The 20628-nt window shown below is 54.2% G+C and carries 19 protein-coding genes; all 19 read left to right on the top strand.

The features are described from left to right. The first annotated feature begins 5 nt into the window (after positions 1–5). The 19 genes from fabF to nusA all read left to right on the top strand — a co-directional run bounded on the left by fabF (position 6) and on the right by nusA (position 20626). On the top strand, positions 6–1253 hold the full coding sequence (fabF, locus tag C7E10_RS02085) for a beta-ketoacyl-ACP synthase II (RefSeq protein WP_105325725.1): 1248 nt from the start codon (positions 6–8) through the stop codon (positions 1251–1253). A gap of 11 nt (positions 1254–1264) precedes the next feature. Then, positions 1265–1963 (top strand): ribonuclease III, encoded by a 699-nt coding sequence (gene rnc / locus C7E10_RS02080; protein ID WP_105325724.1) that lies wholly within the window; start codon positions 1265–1267, stop codon positions 1961–1963. A gap of 58 nt (positions 1964–2021) precedes the next feature. Continuing rightward, complete coding sequence (locus C7E10_RS02075; RefSeq protein WP_105325723.1) at positions 2022–3020, top strand: elongator complex protein 3; 999 nt, start codon at positions 2022–2024, stop codon at positions 3018–3020. Then, positions 3001–4206 carry an alanyl-tRNA editing protein gene (locus C7E10_RS02070; protein ID WP_105325722.1) on the top strand — a complete coding sequence of 402 codons (1206 nt, stop codon included), beginning with the start codon at positions 3001–3003 and terminating at the stop codon, positions 4204–4206. Before C7E10_RS02075 ends, C7E10_RS02070 begins: the two co-directional genes overlap by 20 nt. Before the next feature lie 166 nt (positions 4207–4372). Continuing rightward, the gene (rpsB, locus tag C7E10_RS02065) at positions 4373–5122 is read left to right on the top strand and encodes a 30S ribosomal protein S2 (RefSeq protein WP_105325721.1); all 750 of its coding nucleotides are present in this window, start codon (positions 4373–4375) and stop codon (positions 5120–5122) included. Between the two features lie 33 nt (positions 5123–5155). After that, a complete protein-coding gene (tsf, locus tag C7E10_RS02060; protein ID WP_105325720.1) occupies positions 5156–6037 on the top strand; it encodes a translation elongation factor Ts in 882 nt (293 codons plus the stop codon). Positions 6038–6150: 113 nt separating this feature from the next. After that, on the top strand, positions 6151–6876 hold the full coding sequence (gene pyrH, locus C7E10_RS02055) for a UMP kinase (protein WP_105325719.1): 726 nt from the start codon (positions 6151–6153) through the stop codon (positions 6874–6876). Then, positions 6876–7439 (top strand): ribosome recycling factor, encoded by a 564-nt coding sequence (gene frr, locus C7E10_RS02050; protein WP_105325718.1) that lies wholly within the window; start codon positions 6876–6878, stop codon positions 7437–7439. The genes pyrH and frr overlap by 1 nt, the downstream gene beginning before the upstream one ends. 231 nt (positions 7440–7670) lie before the next feature. Beyond that, the gene (locus C7E10_RS02040) at positions 7671–7844 is read left to right on the top strand and encodes a 4Fe-4S ferredoxin (protein WP_105325716.1); all 174 of its coding nucleotides are present in this window, start codon (positions 7671–7673) and stop codon (positions 7842–7844) included. Positions 7845–7910: 66 nt separating this feature from the next. After that, entirely contained in the window at positions 7911–8702 is a 792-nt protein-coding gene (locus C7E10_RS02035) for an undecaprenyl pyrophosphate synthase (protein WP_105325715.1), read from the top strand. Between the two features lie 9 nt (positions 8703–8711). Continuing rightward, the gene (locus tag C7E10_RS02030) at positions 8712–9542 is read left to right on the top strand and encodes a phosphatidate cytidylyltransferase (protein WP_105325714.1); all 831 of its coding nucleotides are present in this window, start codon (positions 8712–8714) and stop codon (positions 9540–9542) included. A 12-nt stretch (positions 9543–9554) separates the two neighbouring features. Beyond that, complete coding sequence (locus C7E10_RS02025; protein WP_105325713.1) at positions 9555–10727, top strand: 1-deoxy-D-xylulose-5-phosphate reductoisomerase; 1173 nt, start codon at positions 9555–9557, stop codon at positions 10725–10727. After that, entirely contained in the window at positions 10721–11737 is a 1017-nt protein-coding gene (gene rseP, locus C7E10_RS02020) for an RIP metalloprotease RseP (RefSeq protein ID WP_105325712.1), read from the top strand. Before C7E10_RS02025 ends, rseP begins: the two co-directional genes overlap by 7 nt. Before the next feature lie 13 nt (positions 11738–11750). Next, a complete protein-coding gene (gene ispG / locus C7E10_RS02015) occupies positions 11751–12818 on the top strand; it encodes a flavodoxin-dependent (E)-4-hydroxy-3-methylbut-2-enyl-diphosphate synthase (RefSeq protein ID WP_105325711.1) in 1068 nt (355 codons plus the stop codon). Between the two features lie 5 nt (positions 12819–12823). Further along, positions 12824–14539 carry a proline--tRNA ligase gene (locus C7E10_RS02010; RefSeq protein ID WP_105325710.1) on the top strand — a complete coding sequence of 572 codons (1716 nt, stop codon included), beginning with the start codon at positions 12824–12826 and terminating at the stop codon, positions 14537–14539. 40 nt (positions 14540–14579) lie between these two features. Next, positions 14580–15260, top strand: a complete 681-nt coding sequence (locus C7E10_RS02005; protein WP_231086261.1) for an MgtC/SapB family protein — start codon at positions 14580–14582, stop codon at positions 15258–15260. Positions 15261–15269: 9 nt separating this feature from the next. Then, positions 15270–18890 (top strand): PolC-type DNA polymerase III, encoded by a 3621-nt coding sequence (locus tag C7E10_RS02000; protein WP_105325709.1) that lies wholly within the window; start codon positions 15270–15272, stop codon positions 18888–18890. 174 nt (positions 18891–19064) lie between these two features. Continuing rightward, entirely contained in the window at positions 19065–19526 is a 462-nt protein-coding gene (locus C7E10_RS01995; protein WP_105325708.1) for a ribosome maturation factor RimP, read from the top strand. A gap of 23 nt (positions 19527–19549) precedes the next feature. Further along, positions 19550–20626, top strand: a complete 1077-nt coding sequence (nusA, locus tag C7E10_RS01990; RefSeq protein ID WP_105325707.1) for a transcription termination factor NusA — start codon at positions 19550–19552, stop codon at positions 20624–20626. The last annotated feature ends 2 nt before the right edge of the window (positions 20627–20628 follow it).

Raw genomic sequence — 20628 nt, 5'->3', positions numbered from 1 at the left:
TCCTTTTGAAACGTAGAGTGGTTGTGACCGGTGTTAGCGCCATTACTCCCATTGGTATTGGTAAGGATGAATTCTGGAATAACCTGATTGCAGGCAAATCCGGGATCGGCCTGATCACGCAATTTGATACCACTGACTTTTCCTGCAAAATTGCCGGGGAAGTTAAGGGCTTTGATTTCTCCGAATACGGCGACCGCAAGGAAGGCAAGAGAATGGACCGGGTTACCCAGTTCGCTGTTGCCTGCGGCAAAATGGCTGTAAAGGATGCTGACCTGGACCTGAGCAAGGAAGACGCTGTCCGGGTAGGTGTCTGCGTTGGCACGGGTATTGGCGGTATCCATACTTTCCTGGATGCAGCCAACAAATATGTAACCAAGGGCCCCAGCAAGATCAGCCCGTTCTTTATTCCTATGGAAATCCCCAATATGCCGGCTGCCCAGATTGCCATTGACCTGGGTGTCAAGGGCCCCAACACGGCCATTGTAACGGCCTGTGCTACGGGTTCCAACTGCATTGGTGATGCCCTGCGCATTATCCAATACGGCGATGCCGACATTATGCTGGCCGGCGGTACGGAAGCTGCTATTTCTCCCATTGCCGTGGCTGGTTTCGACAATATGAAAGCGCTGTCCCGGAACAATGAACATCCGGAAAAAGCCTCCTGCCCCTTCGACAAGAAGAGAGACGGTTTCGTTATGGGTGAAGGCGCCGGCATTATTGTTCTGGAAGAACTGGAACATGCCAAGAAGCGCGGTGCCCATATCTACGCCGAACTGGTGGGCTATGGCTACAACTGCGATGCTTACCATATTACCGCTCCGGATCCCAGCGGCGAAATGCCTGCTGAATGCATGCTGGCTGCCATCAAAGATGCGGGCCTCACTCCGGATGATGTGGACTACGTCAACGCCCACGGTACTTCCACCCATCGGAACGACCTGAACGAAACCCTGTGCTGCAAGAAAATCTTCGGCGACCGGGCCAAAGACGTTCCCATGAGCTCCAACAAATCCATGACCGGTCACCTGCTGGGTGCTGCCGGCGGTGTGGAAGCTGTGGCTTCTGTACTGACCATTGAAAACGGCATTCTTCCTCCCACCATCAACTATGAAGATGTGGATACGGAAGAAGGCCTGGATCTGGACTACGTGCCCAATACGGCCCGTAAAGCAGAAGTCAATGTGGTACTGTCCAACAACTTTGGTTTTGGCGGTCACAATGCCTGCATCTGCTTCCGCAAATACCAGGACTAAGGGTTCCTGTGATGGAAGAAAAACGGCGTAAGGAGCTTGAGGAGTTCTGTCAGGGTTTGGGTATGACCATGCAGGACCTGGGCTTACTCAATACGGCTTTGACCCATACCTCCTATGCGTATGAGGCCAAGGTAAAACCCCGGCCAGAGCATAACCAGCGTCTGGAATTCCTGGGGGATTCCGTTCTCAGTCTGGTGGTCAGCACCCATCTGTACCGCCACTATCCCCAGCTGGATGAAGGGGAGCTTTCCAAATTCCGGGCCTTTCTGGTCTGTGAGGAAACTCTGGCACAGCTGGCTACGGAAATGCAGCTGGGTAAGCACCTGCTGCTGGGCAAAGGGGAACTGAACCTGGATGGGGAGGAAAATCCTTCCATTCTGGCAGACGCCTTTGAATCAGTACTGGGTGCCTATTATCTGGACCAGGGTTTTGCCCAGGCCACAGAGCTGTTAAACCGTCTGCTGATCCAGCGGATTCCCGAACTGACGGCCAACGGAATTGACCGGGACTACAAGACCCGGTTCCAGGAAGTGGTTCAGGAACATGGACCGGTGGATATTGTGTACGAACAGGTTTCCGCCGATGGTCCCAGCCATAACCGCACGTTTGTCATGCGGGTGCTGGTGAACCAGGTAGAGCGGGGACGGGGCCGCGGCCGGACCAAAAAGGAAGCCGAGCAGCGGGCTGCCCACGAAGCATTAAAAAAATAGGCTGAAGGTGTTCCAATTTCGGTTGGAGCACCTTTTCTTTTAGGAAGAAGGCGTTAACATGATACTGCCCGTATTCATTCCCCACCTGGGCTGTCCCCACCAATGTGTGTTTTGCAACCAGAGGACCATCAGCGGGGAAACGGAAAGCGGCCTGGGGGGGGCCCAACGGCAGCTGGCGGAGCTCAGTACCTGGGTGCGGCCCAGCCTGGAAAACCAGCTGGCCTTTTACGGGGGTTCCTTTACGGCCCTTGACCTGAAGCTGCAGCAGGCCCTTTTGGAGCTGGCCGAAACATATCGGGCCCAGGGTCTTTTTGGCAGCCTCAGGCTTTCCACCCGGCCGGACGCTATTGATAACCAGGAACTGGCTTTGCTAAAAACCCATGGGGTCACAGTGGTGGAATTGGGGGCCCAGTCCCTGGACGACCGGGTGCTGGCCCTAACGGAACGGGGGCACAGCGCCAGGGACGTATGGGAAGCCTCCCGGCTTATCCAGGCAGCGGGCTTTACCCTGGGGCTTCAGCTGATGACGGGGCTGCCGGGGCAGGACCGGGAAAGTCTGCTCCAGACCCGGGACCAGGTGCTGGCGATTCACCCGGAACTGGTACGGATTTATCCGGTGCTGGTAATCCAGGGCACGCCTCTGGCTGCGGCGTACCGGCAGGGCAGCTATCAGCCCCAGAGTCTGGAGGACGCAGTGGAGGAGAGCACCCTGCTTTACGACGCCTTTACTGGGGCCGGCATTCAGGTAATCCGCTTGGGCCTTCAGCCGGACAGGGAACTGTGCGCTCCCGGGCATATTCTGGCAGGGCCCTTCCACCCGGCCTTTGGGGAACTGGTGAAGTCCTACTCCATTCGTCTGAAAATTCTCCGGCAGATTGCATCTCTGCCCCCAGGAAACTATAATATGGTTATTACCTGTCCCAAAGGGCTGGAATCCATGGTCAGGGGCCAGCACCGGTCCAATCTCCGGTATTTTCAGGAGGAGCTGGGCCTGCCAGTAACTCTGGAGACAGGAGAAAAATTAGAGGTGAGGTTCTATGACCGAGAAACTGTATGAAACGGATTCCCTGTTAAAAGCATGTGATGCGGTGGTCATCTCCTGTGAACCCAAGGACGACCATTACGAAGTGGTCCTGGACAAAACGGTGATTTTCCCCGAAGGCGGCGGTCAGCTGTCCGATCAGGGCACGATTAAGGGTGTTCCGGTTTACTACGCCTCTGATGCAGCTGGGGAAGTGCGGCATTATACCCACAGCCCGCTGGAAGCTGGACAGAAGGTCCATGTGGTTCTCAACTGGGACCTGCGGCTTGACCGGATGCAGCAGCATTGCGGCGAGCATATGCTGTCCTATGCTTTTTGGAAAACCTGCGGGGCCAACAATGTGGGCTTCCATATGAACGAAGAAAGTGTTTTCATCGACCTGGACCAGGAAATTGACGAGGAAAAGGCCGCCAAGGCGGAACTTTTTGCCAACCAGGGCATTTGGGAAAATGATCCTATAACGGTCCATTATTTGCAGCATACGGAACTGGATCAATACCCCCTGCGGAAAAAGAACGAAAAGCTCCGGGGCACCATCCGGCTGGTGGACATCAAAAACGGGGATATCTGCACCTGCTGCGGCACCCATCCGCCCTATACGGGAATGGTAGGCGTTATCAAGATTATCCGCTTTGCCAAGCATAAGGGGGGCTCCCGGATCGAATTCCTCTGCGGCAAGCGGGCACTTGCGGCTATGCACCAGAGAAATTGCATTCTGGAAGAAACCAGCAATTTTCTGTCGGTGAAGACGGAGGAAGTGCTGCCGGCGGTGCAAAAGCTGCATCAGGAAATTGTTGACCTGAAGGGGGCCCTGCGCAGCAAAAACCAGGAGCTGCTGGAGCTGCAGCTGCCGGCCCTGCTTGCAAAGGCACCGGTATTTGGGGCTGGCACCAGGCTGCTGTTTATGACCCTGGAAGGCTCCAGTGCCGACGGGAAGAATGCCCTGAAGAAGTTGTCCTCCCTGGAAAATGTCCTGTGCTGCATTTTGGTAAAGGACGGCGCCCGGGTGATGTACCAGTTTGCCGTGAGCCCGGGTGGCTCCGGGGACTGCAAGGCTTATTGCCAAATGGCCAACCAGCTGTTTGGAGGCCGGGGCGGGGGCAAGGCCCAATCTGCCCAGGGCGGGGGCGAAGCCGGCGAGGACTGGCTGGACAAGGCGGAAACCCTGAAGCAGGAAATTTTGCAGGCAGTGCAGGCCTAATGAAGGCCGAAAACACTCTTGCAACTTTTGGAACACTTATGGTATAATCTAGAGCGGTTGTGAATTCACAGCCCCATTAAACACACACGCAGCGTCAGAACGCGGCTGTCCTCGGAAGGGGTTAAGCGAAAAATGAGCTGCGGAGGAAAAACAGGAGGAAAGAAAAATGGCAATTGTATCCATGAAACAACTTTTAGAAGCAGGTGTGCATTTTGGTCATCAGACCAGACGTTGGAACCCTAAGATGGCTCCCTACATCTTCACCGAAAGAAACGGCATCTACATCATCGACCTGCAAAAGACCGTTAAGAAGGTAGAAGAATGCTACAACTTCCTGCGTGAACTGGCTGCCAATGGCGGTACCGTTCTGTTCGTAGGTACCAAGAAACAAGCCCAAGGCGCTATCAAAGAAGAAGCTGAACGTGCTGGCCAATTCTATGTAAACGAAAGATGGCTGGGCGGCATGCTGACCAACTTCAAGACCATCCAAACCCGTATCAAACGGCTGCATGATCTGGAAAAAATGGAAGAAGAAGGCACCTTCGACGTTCTGCCGAAGAAAGAAGTTATCGTTCTGCGCCATGAAATGGAAAAATTGGAAAAATACCTGGGCGGTATCAAGAACATGAAGAAGCTCCCCAGCGCTCTGTTCGTTATCGATCCCCGCAAAGAACATAACGCTATTCTGGAAGCCCGTAAACTGCACATTCCTATCGTAGCTACCGTTGACACCAACTGCGATCCGGATGAAGTTGACTACCTGATGCCTGCCAACGACGACGCTATCCGTGCCGTACGCCTGCTGACCAGCAAAATGGCTGATGCCGTTCTGGAAGGCAAAGCCAGCGCTGTGGATGAAGAAGCCGTTGCTGCTGAAGAAGAAAACGCTGCTGAAGAAGCTGCTCAAGAAAACTAAGATAAATACATCCATTATACAGGAGGAATACTGATGGCAATTACCGCAAGCTTAGTAAAAGAACTGCGTGAACGTACCGGTGCCGGCATGATGGACTGCAAAAAAGCCCTGACCGCTACCGATGGTGATATGGACAAGGCAATCGACTACCTGAGAGAAAAAGGTCTGTCCAAGGCTGCCAAGAAAGCCAGCCGCGTAGCTGCTGAAGGCATTGTTGACGCTTACGTTGACGAAGCTAACAAAATCGCTGTCCTGCTGGAAGTCAACTGCGAAACTGACTTCGTGGCCAACACCGATGACTATAAAAACCTGGTTCTGTCCGTGGCCAAACACATCGCTGCCAACAAACCGGCTGATGTGGCTGAACTGGCAAACCAAACCTTCCTGGGCACTGACAAGAAAGTCAGCGACGTAATCACCGAAGCCATTGCCAAAATCGGCGAAAAAATCGACATCCGTCGTTTCACCGTTTACGAATATGGCAATGACACCGTTGGCCATTACATCCATGGCGGCGGCAAAATCGGCGTTCTGGTTGAACTGGAAGGCGGCGACGCTGAAGTTGCCAAGGACGTGGCTATGCACATTGCTGCAGCCAACCCTGCTTACCTGGATCGTACCCAAGTTCCTGAAGCTGAACTGGATCACGAAAAGGAAGTTCTGTCCGAACAAGCTAAAAACGAAGGCAAGCCTGAAAAAATCATTGAAAAAATGGTTCTGGGCCGCATTCAGAAGTACTACAAGGAAGTTTGCCTGGTTGACCAGGAATTCATCAAGGATCCGGATAAATCCATTGCCGGCCTGCTGAAGGAACACAATGCCAAAGCCAAGAGATTCGTTCGTTATCAATTGGGCGAAGGCATTGAAAAGAAACAGGAAGATTTCGCTTCTGAAGTAATGAGCTTCGTAAAATAACGACCTATAAGAGAACACTTAATGGTGTTCTCTTATTTATTAAGCTTGCATGAAGCGGCAAATTCAAATATAATAGCAAATAGACAACGGAGTTCTGTAGGAGGTAACGTTCAGTGTCGGCAAATAGAAAGTTCAAGCGCGTAATTTTGAAACTCAGTGGTGAAGCCCTGGCAGGCCCTAAAGGCTACGGGATTGATCCTGTTACGGTTGACAACATTGCAGCACAGATTCAGGCTGTACGGGAAAGCGGATTGGATGTGGCAGTCGTTAACGGCGGCGGCAACATCTGGAGAGGTCTCTCCGGCGCTTCTGAAGGCATGGATCGGGCAACGGCCGACTATATGGGCATGCTGGCTACGGTCATCAATTCCCTGGCACTCCAGGATGCTCTGGAAAACCGCGGGGTTGCTACCCGGGTGCAGACGGCCATTGAAATGAGAGCCATTGCAGAACCGTACATCCGGCGCAAAGCCGTTCGTCATTTGGAAAAGAACCGGGTCGTCATTTTTGCGGCAGGCACCGGGAACCCTTATTTCTCCACCGATACTACAGCTGCCCTGCGGGCTGCTGAAATCGAAGCAGACGCCATTTTGATGGCCAAGAAGGGTGTGGATGGTGTCTATGACAGCGATCCTGCCAAAAATCCCAATGCCAAAAAATTTGACCATCTGGAATACATTGAAGTGATTCAGAAAAATTTGGGTGTCATGGATTCTACCGCTATCAGCCTGTGCATGGATAACCACATTCCCATCGTTGTGTTCAACATCGACAAGGAAGGCAATATCCTGAAAGCAGCTGCCGGCGAAGAAATCGGAACCCTGGTAGGAGGATTTTGATGGCAACGATTGAGGAACTGCAAAAAGAGACCGAAGGAAAAATGGACAGAGCCATTCAAGCTCTGCTGACTGAGCTGGCCGCTATTCGTACTGGCCGTGCTACTCCTTCTTTGCTGGATCAGGTAAGGGTGGATTATTATGGAACGGCAACCCCTGTGAACCAGGTAGCCAACGTTTCCGTGCCCGAACCCAGAATGATTGAAATCAAACCCTGGGACAGAGGCCTGCTGAAAGATATTGAAAAGGCCATTATGACCTCTGATTTGGGTCTGAACCCCAGCAACGATGGTACTGTAATTCGCCTGAACCTGCCCATTCTGACGGAAGAACGCCGGAAGGATCTGGTGAAGGTAGTCAATAAAAAAGGGGAAGCCAGCCGGGTTGAAATCCGCAACATCCGCCGCGACTTCAATGACGCCATCAAGAAACAGGTAAAGGCCAAAACCATTACCGAAGATGACGCCAAGGACGCAACGGAAACTTCCCAAAAACTTACGGACAAGTACATCAAGAAAATTGATGATATTTTGGCCAAAAAAGAGAAAGAAGTTATGTCGGTGTGATGGAACTCTCCAAGGAAGTCCCGGATCTTCTGGCCCGTCCTCTCCCGTATGCTCTGGAGGTTTTGGAGCAGCAGGGCTGGCAGGTACAGGTGGTGCGGGCAGAGCCCTATTTTCACCGTGCTTCGCAAGTCTGGCAGGATGATCACGCTTATGTGTTGAAGCAGTGCATACTGTCTGACCATACATTACAATTAATTGTTGGTTGCAAATTTGAAGGGAGGTGTACTCAAGATGGCACACAAGATTAACCAAGACGATTGCATCGGTTGCGGTTCCTGCGCAGGAACTTGCCCCGTTGGTGCAATTTCTGAAGACAACGGCAAGTATAAAGTTGATGAAGCTAGCTGCATCGACTGCGATGCTTGCACCGGCGCTTGCCCGGTAGGCGCTATTTCTGCTGAATAAGCTGATAGCGGATTGCGCAGCCCGCGTTATGCAGGCTGCGCAAATTTTTTTATAGGGGGAAACGGTATGCTGAAAAAATTCTTCGGAAAAACGAATACTCTGCCGGAACTGCCCGACTACGGGTCTGTAGACCTGTCCAAGCTGGACGGAAAAAGAATCCCCCGGCATGTAGCCATCATCATGGATGGCAATGGCAGATGGGCCAAAGCCCAAGGCCAGCCCCGTACCTTCGGCCATGCGGCAGGGGCCAAGACCCTGCGCAAAATTGTAAAATTTGCCGATAAGCTGGGCATTGAGATTTTAAGTGTGTATGCCTTTTCCACGGAAAATTGGAAACGGCCGGTTACGGAGGTTCGCTTCATTATGGAGCTGCTCAGCCGGTATCTGACCATTGAACTGGAGGAGTTCCATCGCTACAACGTGCGGATTCGTTTTATGGGAAGCCGTGAAGGCTTGCCGCCGGTGGTGCTGGAAAAAATGGATCATGCCCTGGAAGTGACCAAGAACAATACGGGCATCATCTTGAATATTGCAATCAATTACGGCGGGCAGCGGGAAATCGTCAGCGCTGTGCGGGAAATTGCCGCACTGGTAAAAGACGGTACCCTCCAGCCGGATGATATAAATGAAAAAACGGTTGAAGACTATTTGAACACCCATGGCCTGCCTGCTCCGGACCTTTTAATCCGGACGGGGGGAGATCTGCGGGTCAGCAATTTTATGCTGTGGCAGATTGCCTATGCTGAACTTTGGACGACTCCTGCCTATTGGCCGGATTTTTCCGAGGAGATGCTGGTAGAGGCAGTGGGCAGCTTTCAAAAAAGGGACCGCCGATTTGGCGGCTTAACCAAGGCATAAGAGGCGAACATGGGACAAAGAATACGAACTGCGATTGTGGCCATTCCCATTGCTTTGTTTTTGATTAAAATGGGTGGTTTGTTTTTTGCGGCCGGGGTGCTGCTGCTGGGCCTGGTGGGCTGGCGGGAATTTGCCCGGATGCTCCAGGCGGCTGGCTTTAAGGTCTATGCCCTGACGGGCTGCCTGGGTACGGCTCTCCTGATACTGGCGGCCGGCCTGGGAATTAAAGCATTGCTGCTGCCCCTGGTGACCCTGTTTTCCCTTTTGGTAATGCTGGAAGGTCTTTATTTCTATGAGGAAGGCCATTGGCCGGAGAAGGTAGGACTTACCTGCATGTCCCTGGTCTATTTGGGCCTTCCTTTTGCCCATTTTATCCTGCTGAGGGAAATTACAGGACCGGTGCATACCATTCCTGTGTGGGGCGCCATGAGCCTGGGAGAAGCCCTTTTGTGGGTGGTGATGTTTGCCACCTGGGCCAGCGATACCTTTGCCTATTTTGGAGGACGGCTTTGGGGCAAGACAAAATTGGCTCCCAAAATCAGTCCCAAGAAGACCCGGGAAGGGGCCCTGTGCGGCTTTATCGGCTGCGTGGCTACGGTGCTGCTCATGGGCTGCCTGTGGCTGGGGTATGGGCTGCTGCCCATGCTGGTACTGGGCGTCGGCATCGGGATTTTCGCTCCTTTGGGAGACCTGGTGGAATCCATCTTGAAACGCTCCTGCGGCATCAAGGATTCTGGGAACTTCTTTCCCGGACACGGGGGCGTGCTGGACCGGTGCGACAGCCTGATTTTCTCCGTTCCCTTGGCCTACTATTTTATTACCCAGCTGCTGCTAGGGTAAAAGGAGTCGCCTATGAAGAATATTGCAATTTTAGGGTCCACGGGTTCTATTGGAACCCAGACCCTGGAGGTAGTGGCAGCCAATCCTGAGCGCCTGAAAGTAGTGGCTCTGGCTGCCCATAGTAACGTGATTTTAACGGCCGAACAGATTCGCCTGTTCCAGCCGGCCCTGGCCTGCCTGACGGATCCGGAAGCGGCGGCTCAGCTGGCCAAGCTGGACGTGGGCAAAACGGAAATCCTCTCAGGTCAGGAGGGGCTCATGGCCGTGGCTACCTACAGCGGTGCCGATACGGTGCTGGGGGCCATGGTGGGCTACGCAGGGCTGAAACCGACCCTTGCCGCCATCGCTGCCGGCAAGAACATTGCCCTGGCCAACAAGGAAACCCTGGTGGCGGCTGGCAGCCTGGTAATGGCTGCGGTAAAGCAGCAGGGGGTAGGGCTTACCCCGGTGGACAGTGAGCACAGCGCCATTTTCCAATCCCTTCAGGGGAACCAGCATAAGGATATCAAACGGATTCTCCTGACGGCTTCCGGCGGACCCTTCCGGGGGAAAAGCCGGAAAGAACTGGAACAGGTCACGGTCAGCCAGTGTCTGAACCATCCTACCTGGAGTATGGGCACCAAGGTGACCATTGATTCCTCCACCCTGGCCAACAAGGGCCTGGAAGTGATTGAAGCCCATTGGCTGTTTGATACGGCTTACGACAAAATTGTGCCGGTCATCCATCCCCAAAGCATTGTCCATTCTCTGGTGGAATACTGCGACGGGGCTGTGATTGCCCAACTGGGAGCAGCGGACATGAAGCTGCCCATCCAATATGCTCTGAGTTATCCGGACCGGTGGCCCGTGGCCTTTGACCAGCTTGACCTGGTGAAGGCCGGGAACCTGACCTTTGAAGCGCCGGATACGACGGTGTTTCGGGCTCTGCCTCTTGCCATTTCGGCAGGGAAGGCCGGGGGCATCCTGCCCTGCGCCTTTAACGCTGCCAACGAGGTGGCAGTAGCTGCTTTCCTGAAGGGGCAGATTTCCTTCCTGGAAATCGCCGACCTGATTGAACAGGTGCTGGAAAAGACTCCCCAGCAGTCGGTTCAGTCCTATGAAACCATTGTGGAAGCGGACCGGAAAGCCCGGGAAACCGCCGAAGCCTGGGTGGCCCGGAAAGGCCGGGAGGGAATCCCTTGCTGACAGTTTTGGCAGCCATTGTGCTGTTTGGTGTACTAATTACCGTGCATGAACTGGGCCACTTTTTGGCAGCCAAGGCCACGGGCATGCTGGTGACGGAGTTTTCCGTGGGCTTTGGCCCGCTGCTTTACCAGCGTCAGGTGGGGGAGACCCTGTATTCTCTGCGGATCATTCCTTTCGGGGGCTATAACCGGATTGCCGGTATGGAGCCTGGGGAGGAAGACTTGCCCCGGGGCTTTGGCAGCCGTCCCCTGTGGGCCCGGATGATTACCATCTTGGCAGGACCCTTTATGAATTTTCTGCTGCCAGTGGTGATTTTCTTTGGCATGTATGCCCTCTCCGGCATTGATATTCCCGTGGACCAGCCCATTGTGGGCTCCACCATGGCCGGGTATCCTGCTGAGCAGGCCGGCGTCGTGCCTGGGGACCGCATTGTGTCCATTAATGGCGTCAAGCTTACCCAGTGGAAGGAAATCAGTGAGCAGGTGCAGGCCAGCGGGCCGGTGCCCAGCAAGCTGGTGGTGGAACGGGGCGGCAAGGTACAGAACCTGACCCTGAAGCCCCAATACGAAAGCGAAACCAACCGGTATCTGATTGGTATTACCCCCAAACTGAACCATAAGGACCTGGGCCTTGTACAAAGTGCTTCTACGGCGGTGAAGGCAGTGAGCCGGATTACCGTGGGAATGCTGCAGGGCATCAAGCTGATGGTCACCCGCAAGGTATCGGCAGAGCTTTCCGGACCTATTGGGGTAGCCCAAATGGCTGGGGACGTAGCTGCCCAGGGCGCCATTCCTTATTTGGGCTTTATGGCGTTTCTCAGCATCAATCTGGCGGTTTTAAACCTGCTGCCCATTCCTGCCCTGGACGGAGGACAATTCCTGGTCCTTGTGGTGGAAGGCCTGCGGGGCAAGCCGCTGGCACCCCGGGCCAAGGGTATTATTCAGATGATTGGTGTAGGCTGCATCCTGTTTTTGACCATTTACGCAACGCTCCACGATTTGATTCACTAAAGGAGGTCGTACTGTGCTAAAACGCAGAAATGCCCGTGTGGTGCAGATTGGCAGCGTTTCTATCGGCGGCAGTTACCCGGTGGCTGTCCAGTCCATGACCAACACGAAAACCGAAGATATAGAAGCCACTGTAAAGCAGATTTACCAGCTGACGGCGGCAGGCTGTGAAATTATCCGCTGTGCCGTTCCCACTCTGGAAGCGGCCAAGGCATTAAAGACCATCAAGGCAAAAATCCATATTCCCCTGGTGGCAGATATCCATTTTGATTACAGACTGGCCCTGGAGGCCATCAATTCCGGGGTGGACGCCCTGCGGCTCAACCCGGGAAATATTGGGGGCCGGGACCGGGTAGAAGCGGTGGTGAAGGCCGCCAAGGAGCACCGGGTACCCATTCGGATTGGGGTGAATGCAGGCTCCCTGCCCAAGGACCTGCTGGCCAAATACGGTCATCCTACTGCCCAAGGGTTGGTGGAAGCGGCCTGGCGGCATATCCGGATTTTGGAGGAAATGGACTTCCGGGATATTGTGATTTCCCTGAAAGCCCACGATGTGCCCCTGACCCTGGAAGCCTATCGGCTGATGGCGCAGGAGTGCGATTATCCCCTGCATGTGGGAATTACTGAGGCAGGCACCCTCCACACCGGGCTCATCAAGTCCGCAGTGGGGATTGGCACCCTCTTGGCCGAAGGCATTGGGGATACCATCAGGGTATCCCTTACCGGGGACCCGCTGCCGGAAATTGACGCCGGTTTTGAAATCCTAAAGTCCCTGGGCCTTCGGGAGTACGGTCCCACCCTGATTTCCTGTCCCACCTGCGGGCGGACCAGTGTGTGCCTGGACAACATGGCCTCCCAGGTGGAAGCAAAACTCCGGGACATCAAGGAACCCATTTCCGTAGCCGTTATGGGCTGCGTGGTCAACGGCCCGGGAGAAGCCCGGGAAGCTGACGTGGGCATTGCCGGAGGCAAGAATGAGGGACTGATCTTCCGCAAGGGAGAAATTATTCGTAAAGTTCCGGAAGACCAACTGGTCGACCAATTAATGCTGGAAATCCAAAAAATATTGGCAGAAAGGAAGTAAATAGAATGCGCGTTTCCCAATTGTATGCACCCACTTTAAGAGAGGTTCCTGCGGAGGCGGTTATCGAGAGCCACAAATTGATGCTCCGGGCCGGTTATCTGCGCAAGGCTGCCGGCGGTTTGTATACCTACCTGCCCCTGGCCTGGAGAAGCATCAAAAAGATTGAAACCATTATCCGGGAGGAAATGGACGGAAAGGGTGCCCAGGAAATTATGATGCCCATTCTGCAGCCTGCTGAAATCTGGGAAGAAAGCGGCCGCTGGTCCGTCTACGGCGAAGAAATGTTCCGGATCAAAGACCGTCATGGCCGTCAATTCTGCCTGGGACCTACCCACGAAGAACTGATTACTACGCTGGTGCGGGACGACCTGCGTTCCTACCGCCAGCTGCCGGTGAACCTGTACCAGATCCAAAGCAAATTCCGGGATGAAAAGAGACCCCGTTTTGGCCTGATGCGCAGCCGGGAATTTATCATGAAAGATGCCTATTCCTTTGATGCCGATCCGGCTGGGCTGGATGTGGCTTATCAGAAAATGTACGATGCCTACAGCGCCATCTTTACCCGCTGCGGGCTGGAATACCGGCCGGTGGAAGCAGACAGCGGTGCCATCGGCGGCAATGCCACCCACGAATTTATGGGCCTGGCAGAAAGTGGTGAAGCCGGCATTGTGTACTGCGATACCTGCGATTATGCTGCGGACGTGGAAAAGGCAGAATGTGCTGCCCTGGAAGCTCCTGCAGAAGAAGCGCTGCCCCTGGAAACCCGGGAAACCCCTGGCTGCAACACCATTGAAGCTGTGTGCGAATTCTTAAAGGCGCCCATTCTTAAAAGCGTCAAGGCAGTGGCCTTTACCTCTGAACAGGGCAAGCTGATCCTGTGCTTTGTCCGGGGTGACAAAACTGTCAACGAAACCAAGGTGGCCAATGCGGTCGGCGTACCGGAAGTGGAAATGGCTCCCGATGATATGATTCGGGCAGCCGGCACTGTGCCTGGCTATATGGGCCCCATTGGCCTGGATACCAATAAATGCACCATCATCATCGACCAAACGGTGATGAATATGCACAACATCTGCTGCGGCGCCAACCAGAAGGACCTCCACTATGTAAACGCAGAACCCAGCCGGGATTTTGTGTATACCCTGGTAACGGATATCAGCACCGCGGTAGCAGGGGATAAATGCCCCCACTGCGGCGGCCACTTGCTGGAAGCCCGGGGCATTGAAGTGGGCCAGGTCTTCAAGCTGAACACCAAATACAGCGCCGCCCTGCACGCCACCTATCTGGATGCGGACGGCAAGGAACAACCCATGTACATGGGTTGCTACGGTATCGGCGTAGGCCGGACCCTGGCTGCTGTTATCGAACAGCACCACGACAAGGACGGCATCATTATGCCCAAAGCCATTGCTCCTTATCAGGTAATTGTGCTGCCGGTGAATACCCAAGATGCGGAATCCAACGGCAAGGCCGAAGAAGTGTATGCTGCCCTGAATGCTGCCGGCATTGAAACCCTGATTGATGACCGGGACGAACGGGCTGGGGTAAAATTCAAGGATGCCGACCTGATTGGGATTCCCCTGCGTATTGTAGTAGGTCCCAAGACCTTAAAGAGAAATGCACTGGAAGCCAAGCTGCGTGCTACGGGCGAAATGACGGATATCTCCCTGGAAGGAAATTACGTAGAGGCCATCAAGGCTCTCTTGGCAAAGGCTTTATAAGAAGCAGTTAGGCAGTAAAACGGCGTTAGGAGGGATTGTCATGTTGTGGGATGAACAAGTGCTGAGACTGATGCTGCGGATTCTGGTGGCCGCCATTTTGGGCGGGCTCATCGGTCTGGAGCGGAGTGCAGGGGACCGGCCGGCAGGGCTGCGTACCCACATTCTGGTGGCTACCGGTTCGGCCCTTCTGATGATTGTCTCCATTTACGGCGCCGATGGCTATACCCAGTACCGGGATCCTTCCCGGATTGCCTCCCAGGTGGTCAGCGGCATCGGGTTTCTGGGTGCCGGCACTATTCTCCATGAGGGCCTGACGGTGAAGGGGCTCACCACGGCAGCCAGCCTGTGGATTGTTTCAGCCATTGGTCTGGCGGTGGGCTGCGGGATGCTGTATCTCAGCATTCTGGTGACCCTTTTGACCCTGGTCACCCTGATTATGATCCGGGGCCTGGAGAAAAAGGTAATTCCTGCCGGGAAGTCCCTGAAATGCCGACTCCAGGTAACCCTGGACAAGCATCCGGAAAGCATGATGGAGGTCATGGACTACCTGCAGCAGCGGAATGTGAAGACCCGGATTTTGGGCATCAAAAACGATCCGGCCAAAAGCGTGATTCAGGTGAACCTGTCGGTGAAAATCGGCAAGCATCTGGACGCCGGAGCCCTCCTGGAAGGACTGAAAAAGCGTCCTGAAGTGGAGAGTGTCACGATGGTAGAAAAGTAAGAGGTTGGCATGCAATCTGAATGTTATAAAATCATACCTGATCCAAAGGTTTTTTTGAGCTTCCTTTCTTCCCTGGAGCTATCTCCGGAACAGCTGGCCTGTGTCCAGCGAATTTCCGCTGCCACGGTGGAAGTATACGAGCAGCGGAACCTGTGGGAGATTGCTTACGAAGGAAAATGCACCCCTCTGGAAGAACAGGAACTGGCGGAAGTTGGCCATAAGGTGGCGGACGCCTGTTCCGTGGGCCAGGTGGTCTTTGTGAAATGCGACCAGAACCCGGTGCTGCCTCCCTGTCAGGAGGACCGGGATCTGGCCCAGGACCAGGAACCGCCCACCTGGTGGCCGGAAGAACCGGACGCAGGCTGGCCGGAAGAGGCTCCCTGCGAACCTGAACCTGAGGTAAATGCTTTTGACCCCAACCAGGAAATTTTTGCTAGTGAAGATTACCAAGCCGCTCTCCGGGCAATCCAGGGGGGCGGCTCTTCCAGCCGGGAAGATGGGGTGGTGCTGGGCCGCAAAATCAAAAAGGCGGCCCGCCCCATGGCGGAGGTGCTGGAGGAAGAAAACAACGTGGTGGTGGAAGGCCAGCTCATGGGCTTTAATGAACGGGAGCTGAAAACCGATGCCATCATACTGAGCATTTTGGTGGCCGATGAGACCGATGGTCTGACCTGCAAAATGCGCTTTGCGGATCCTGGCGGCAAAAATGACCTGAAAAAGAACCAGAAGGAATGTGCAGACCTGAAGGCCAAACTGCCGGTGGGCTGCCGGGTGAAAATCCAGGGAGATGTGGCACCGGACAAATACGAGAACTTCGAAATCGTTATGCTCCGGGTCAAGAACATCATGATGGAGCCTGCGCAAAAGCGGGAAGACAAGGCGGAAGTCAAGCGGGTGGAACTCCACTGCCATACGAAAATGAGCAAGATGGACGGCCTGACCCCCATTGAAGAACTGGTAAAGACTGCCATCCGCTGGGGGCACAAGGCCCTGGCCATTACGGACCACGGGGTGGTCCAGGCCTTTCCCTTTGCCTACGATGCGGCCGCAGGGTCGGACCTGAAGCTGATTTTCGGGCTGGAAGGCTATCTGTGCCATCACCTGAAAGATAAGAAGAATTACCATATTATCCTGCTGGCCAAAAATGCAGAGGGGCTGCGGAACCTGTACCGGCTGGTTTCCCTGTCCCATTTGCAGTACTTTGGCGGCCGGCCCAAACGGCCCCGGATGACCAAGGGCCTTTTGGACCAATACCGGGAAGGGCTGATTATTGGCTCCGCCTGCGCTGCCGGGGAAGTGTACCGGGCGGTGCTGGCCGGGGCGGACCATCAGGAACTGTTAGACATTGCGTCCTACTATGATTACCTGGAAATTCAGCCCACGGGCAACAATAATTACCTGATCCGGGACGAACGGTTCCCGGAAATTACCACGGTGGAAGATTTGCAGGCCATCAACAAGAAGATTCTGGCCCTGGCTGACGAACTGGGGAAACTGACGGTGGCTACCTGCGACGTCCACTTCCTGAATCCGGAAGATGCCCTGGCCCGGAGAATCCTCCAGGCCGGCATAGGGTATCCCGATGAGGAGCAGCCGCCGCTATACCTGCGGACCACCGATGAAATGCTGGAAGAATTCTCCTACCTGGGCAAGGAACGGGCCTACGAGGTGGTGGTGACCAACTCCAACAAGATCAGTGAACAGGTGGAAACCTTTAAGCCGGTTCCCGACCGGGACCAACTGTATTCTCCCACCATTCCTGGGGCCAAGGAAAAAGTGGAATCCATGTCCTACGCCAAGGCCCACGAGCTGTACGGCCCCAACCTGCCCAAGATTGTAGAGGACCGGCTGAATCTGGAATTGTCTTCCATTATCGGCAACGGCTTCTCCGTGCTGTACTACATTGCCCATCTGCTGGTAAAGAAATCCAACGACGATGGGTACATGGTAGGCTCCCGGGGCAGTGTTGGTTCCTCCTTTGTGGCCACCATGCTGGACATTACGGAAGTAAATCCCCTGGTGCCCCATTACCGCTGTCCCCACTGCTTCCATACGGAGTTCTTTGAGGACGGTTCCGTGGGTTCCGGCTTTGACCTGCCGGAAAAGGCCTGCCCGGAATGCGGCACCATGATGATCCGGGACGGACACAATATTCCTTTTGCCGTATTCTTGGGTTTCCACGGGGACAAGGTGCCCGATATCGATCTGAACTTCTCCGGGGAATACCAGCCCCGGGCCCATAAATATACGGAAGAACTGTTTGGCCGGGATAACGTATTCCGGGCTGGTACCTTGGGTACCATTGCGGACAAGACGGCCTACGGCTACATCAAAAAGTATTACGAAAGCCGGGGAGAGCCCAAACGGAACGCCTTTGTGGAAGGGCTGATTCCCAAACTGGCTGGGGTCAAGCGGACCACCGGCCAGCATCCGGGCGGCATCATGGTTATCCCCCGGGACCTGGATGTGCACTATATTACGCCCGTCCAGTACCCGGCAGATGACGAAAACTGCGGCACCATTACCACCCACTACGATTACCACTCCATCAACGACCGGTTGGTGAAGCTGGATATTCTGGGTCACGATGATCCCACCATGATCAAGATGCTGGATACCCTGATGGGGCAGGACGGCTACTGCAAGTCCATTCCCATTGGCGATCCGGAGACCATGGAACTGTACCTGAGCACCAAGTCCCTGGGGGTAACTCCGGAGGCCATTGGCAGTGAAGTAGGGACCCTGGGGGTTCCGGAATGCGGCACCCATTTTGTGCGGCAGATGATTGCGGACGTAAAGCCCAAGAACTTCTCCGACCTATTGCGTATTTCCGGGTATTCCCATGGTACCGGCGTGTGGCTGGAAAATGCCCAGGACCTGATTAAGGAAGGTCACCCCACGGACGAAACCATTTCCACCCGTGACGATATCATGACCTACCTGATCAACAAAGGGGTGGAGCCCAGCATTGCCTTCAGCATTATGGAAACCTGCCGGAAAGGGAAGGCCCACAAGAACGGCTTTTCCGACAAGCAGGCGGAAGCTTTGCAGAAGGCCAATATTCCGGACTTCTACATCCGGTCCTGCCGGACGGTGCAGTACCTGTTCCCTAAGGCCCATGCCGTGGCCTACGTATTGTCGGCCTACCGGATTGCCTACTGCAAGGTGCACCATCCCAAGGAATTCTACGCCGCTTATTTTTCCATCCGGGCGCCCAAGTTTGACTATGCCCAGGTCCATAAAGGCGAAGAATACATGAAGAAATTCATCAAGGACGTGTACGCCCAGGGCAACAAGGCCAAGGTCAACGACAAGGATACGGCCACGTATATGGAAATGTGCGTAGAGATGCTGGAACGGGGCTTTGTGTTTGAGGATGTGGACCTGTACCGGTCCGACGCCCATAAATTTATTGTTACGGAAAAGGGCCTTTTGCCGCCCCTGGGCTCCATTGGGGGCATCGGCGGGGTAGCGGCCGAAGACATTGTGGAGGCCCGCAAGAAGGGCGAGTTCATCTCCCAGGAAGACCTGAAGAACCGGGCCAAAATCAGCAAATCCAATGTGGAAGTGCTGGCGGACCTGGGGATTTTGGAAGGAATGCCGGCTACGGACCAGATTGAACTGTTCTGATCCGGGCCGGAAGTTTCCATCCGATTTAGGCCAAAGTGTAAAATACTTATCGCCTTGTGTTGATAAAACCGTGTTCCAGTGTTATAATGGTTTAAGAAAACTGAGGCAGACTTTAGAGAGTGGGTATTTATACCCGCTCTTTCGTTTACTAGGAAAGAAGCAGGTGTCTTACGAATGGACAAGAAAAAGATCACAGAGCAGGTTACCGAACTGGTGCTGCCCATTGTGGAAGCAGCCGGTCTGGAACTGGTGGATGTAGAATACGTGCGGGAACGGGATTGGTTCCTGCGGGTCTTCATCGACAAGGAGGGCGGCATCGACATTGATGACTGCTCGGCGGTCAGCAATGCCCTGGCCAAACTTCTTGATGAAAAGGACTTCATCAAGGATCAGTACTATCTGGAGGTTTCTTCCCCCGGCATTGACCGGCCCCTGAAAAAGGATAAGGAACTGGAAGCCCACTATGGCACCAAGGTGGACCTGGCCTTCTACGTACCCTTTAACGGGTCCAAGCAGCTGACCGTTGTCCTGACGGGTCACGATGCAGACAATTTGCAGGTGACGGATGCCAAAAACAAACCTATGACCATCGAACGGAAGCTTGTGGCTTCGGTTCGGCCCCATATTGATTTTTAACGAGTTTAAGGAGGAGTCAAGAAGTGAATGCGGATTTCGTAAAAGCCATTGCAGAACTGGCAAAGGAGAAGGGGATTGCTCCCGATATCCTTTACAGTGCAGTGGAGGAAGCCATGATCAGCGCCTATAAGAAAAATTTTGGTTCTGCGCAAAATGTACGGGTTTCCCTGAACAAGGAAACGGGTGAGATTCATGTGTATGCCCGGAAAAATATCGTAGATGAGGTTACGGATCCGGCAACGGAGCTGGACCTGGAAACGGCTCAGAAAATTGACCACAAGTACCAGGCCGGCGATATTATGGAAGAAGAAGTGACTCCCAAGAATTTTGGCCGGATTGCTGCCCAAAATGCCAAGCAGGTGATTGTGCAGCGGATTCGGGAAGCAGAACGGGGCATGGTCTATGAACGGTATTCCGACCGGGAAAACGACATTGTAACCGGTACCATCCAGCGGATTGAAGGCCACAACGTGTTCGTAAACCTGGGAACGGCAGAAGGTCTGCTGCTGCCCAACGAACAGATTCCTGGGGAAACCTATGATTATCATGATCGTCTGAAATGCTATGTGGTGGAAGTCAAGAAAACCACCAAAGGCCCTCAGATTATTCTGTCCCGGACCCATCCCGGCCTGTTGAAGAGACTGTTCGAACTGGAGGTTTCTGAAATCCAGGATGGTACTGTCATCATCGACAGTGTTGCCCGGGAACCGGGGATGCGTTCCAAAATTGCCGTGCACAGCACCAATCCCAGCGTGGATCCGGTGGGTGCCTGCGTAGGTCCCAAGGGCCTGCGGGTACGCAATATTGTGGACGAGCTCCGGGGCGAAAAGATTGATATTGTAAAATACAGCGAAAATCCGGAAGAATACGTGGCCAATGCCCTGTCTCCTTCCAAGGTGGTGGAAGCCATTGCCGATCCCGCAGAAAAAATCTGCCGGGTTATCGTACCGGATGACAAGCTGAGCCTGGCCATTGGCAAGGAAGGACAGAACGCCCGTCTGGCTGCCAAGCTGACCGGCTGGAAAATCGATATCAAGAGTGAAACCCAAGCTGCCCAACTGCGGGCAGAAAAGAAAGCTGCTGAAGAAGCAGGAGAATGAGC

It is taken from the genome of Acidaminococcus hominis, from assembly GCF_900291475.1.
Taxonomy (GTDB): domain Bacteria; phylum Bacillota; class Negativicutes; order Acidaminococcales; family Acidaminococcaceae; genus Acidaminococcus; species Acidaminococcus hominis.
The sequence above is the reverse complement of the archived record's forward strand: the minus strand, read 5'-3'. Positions and strand labels throughout refer to the sequence as shown.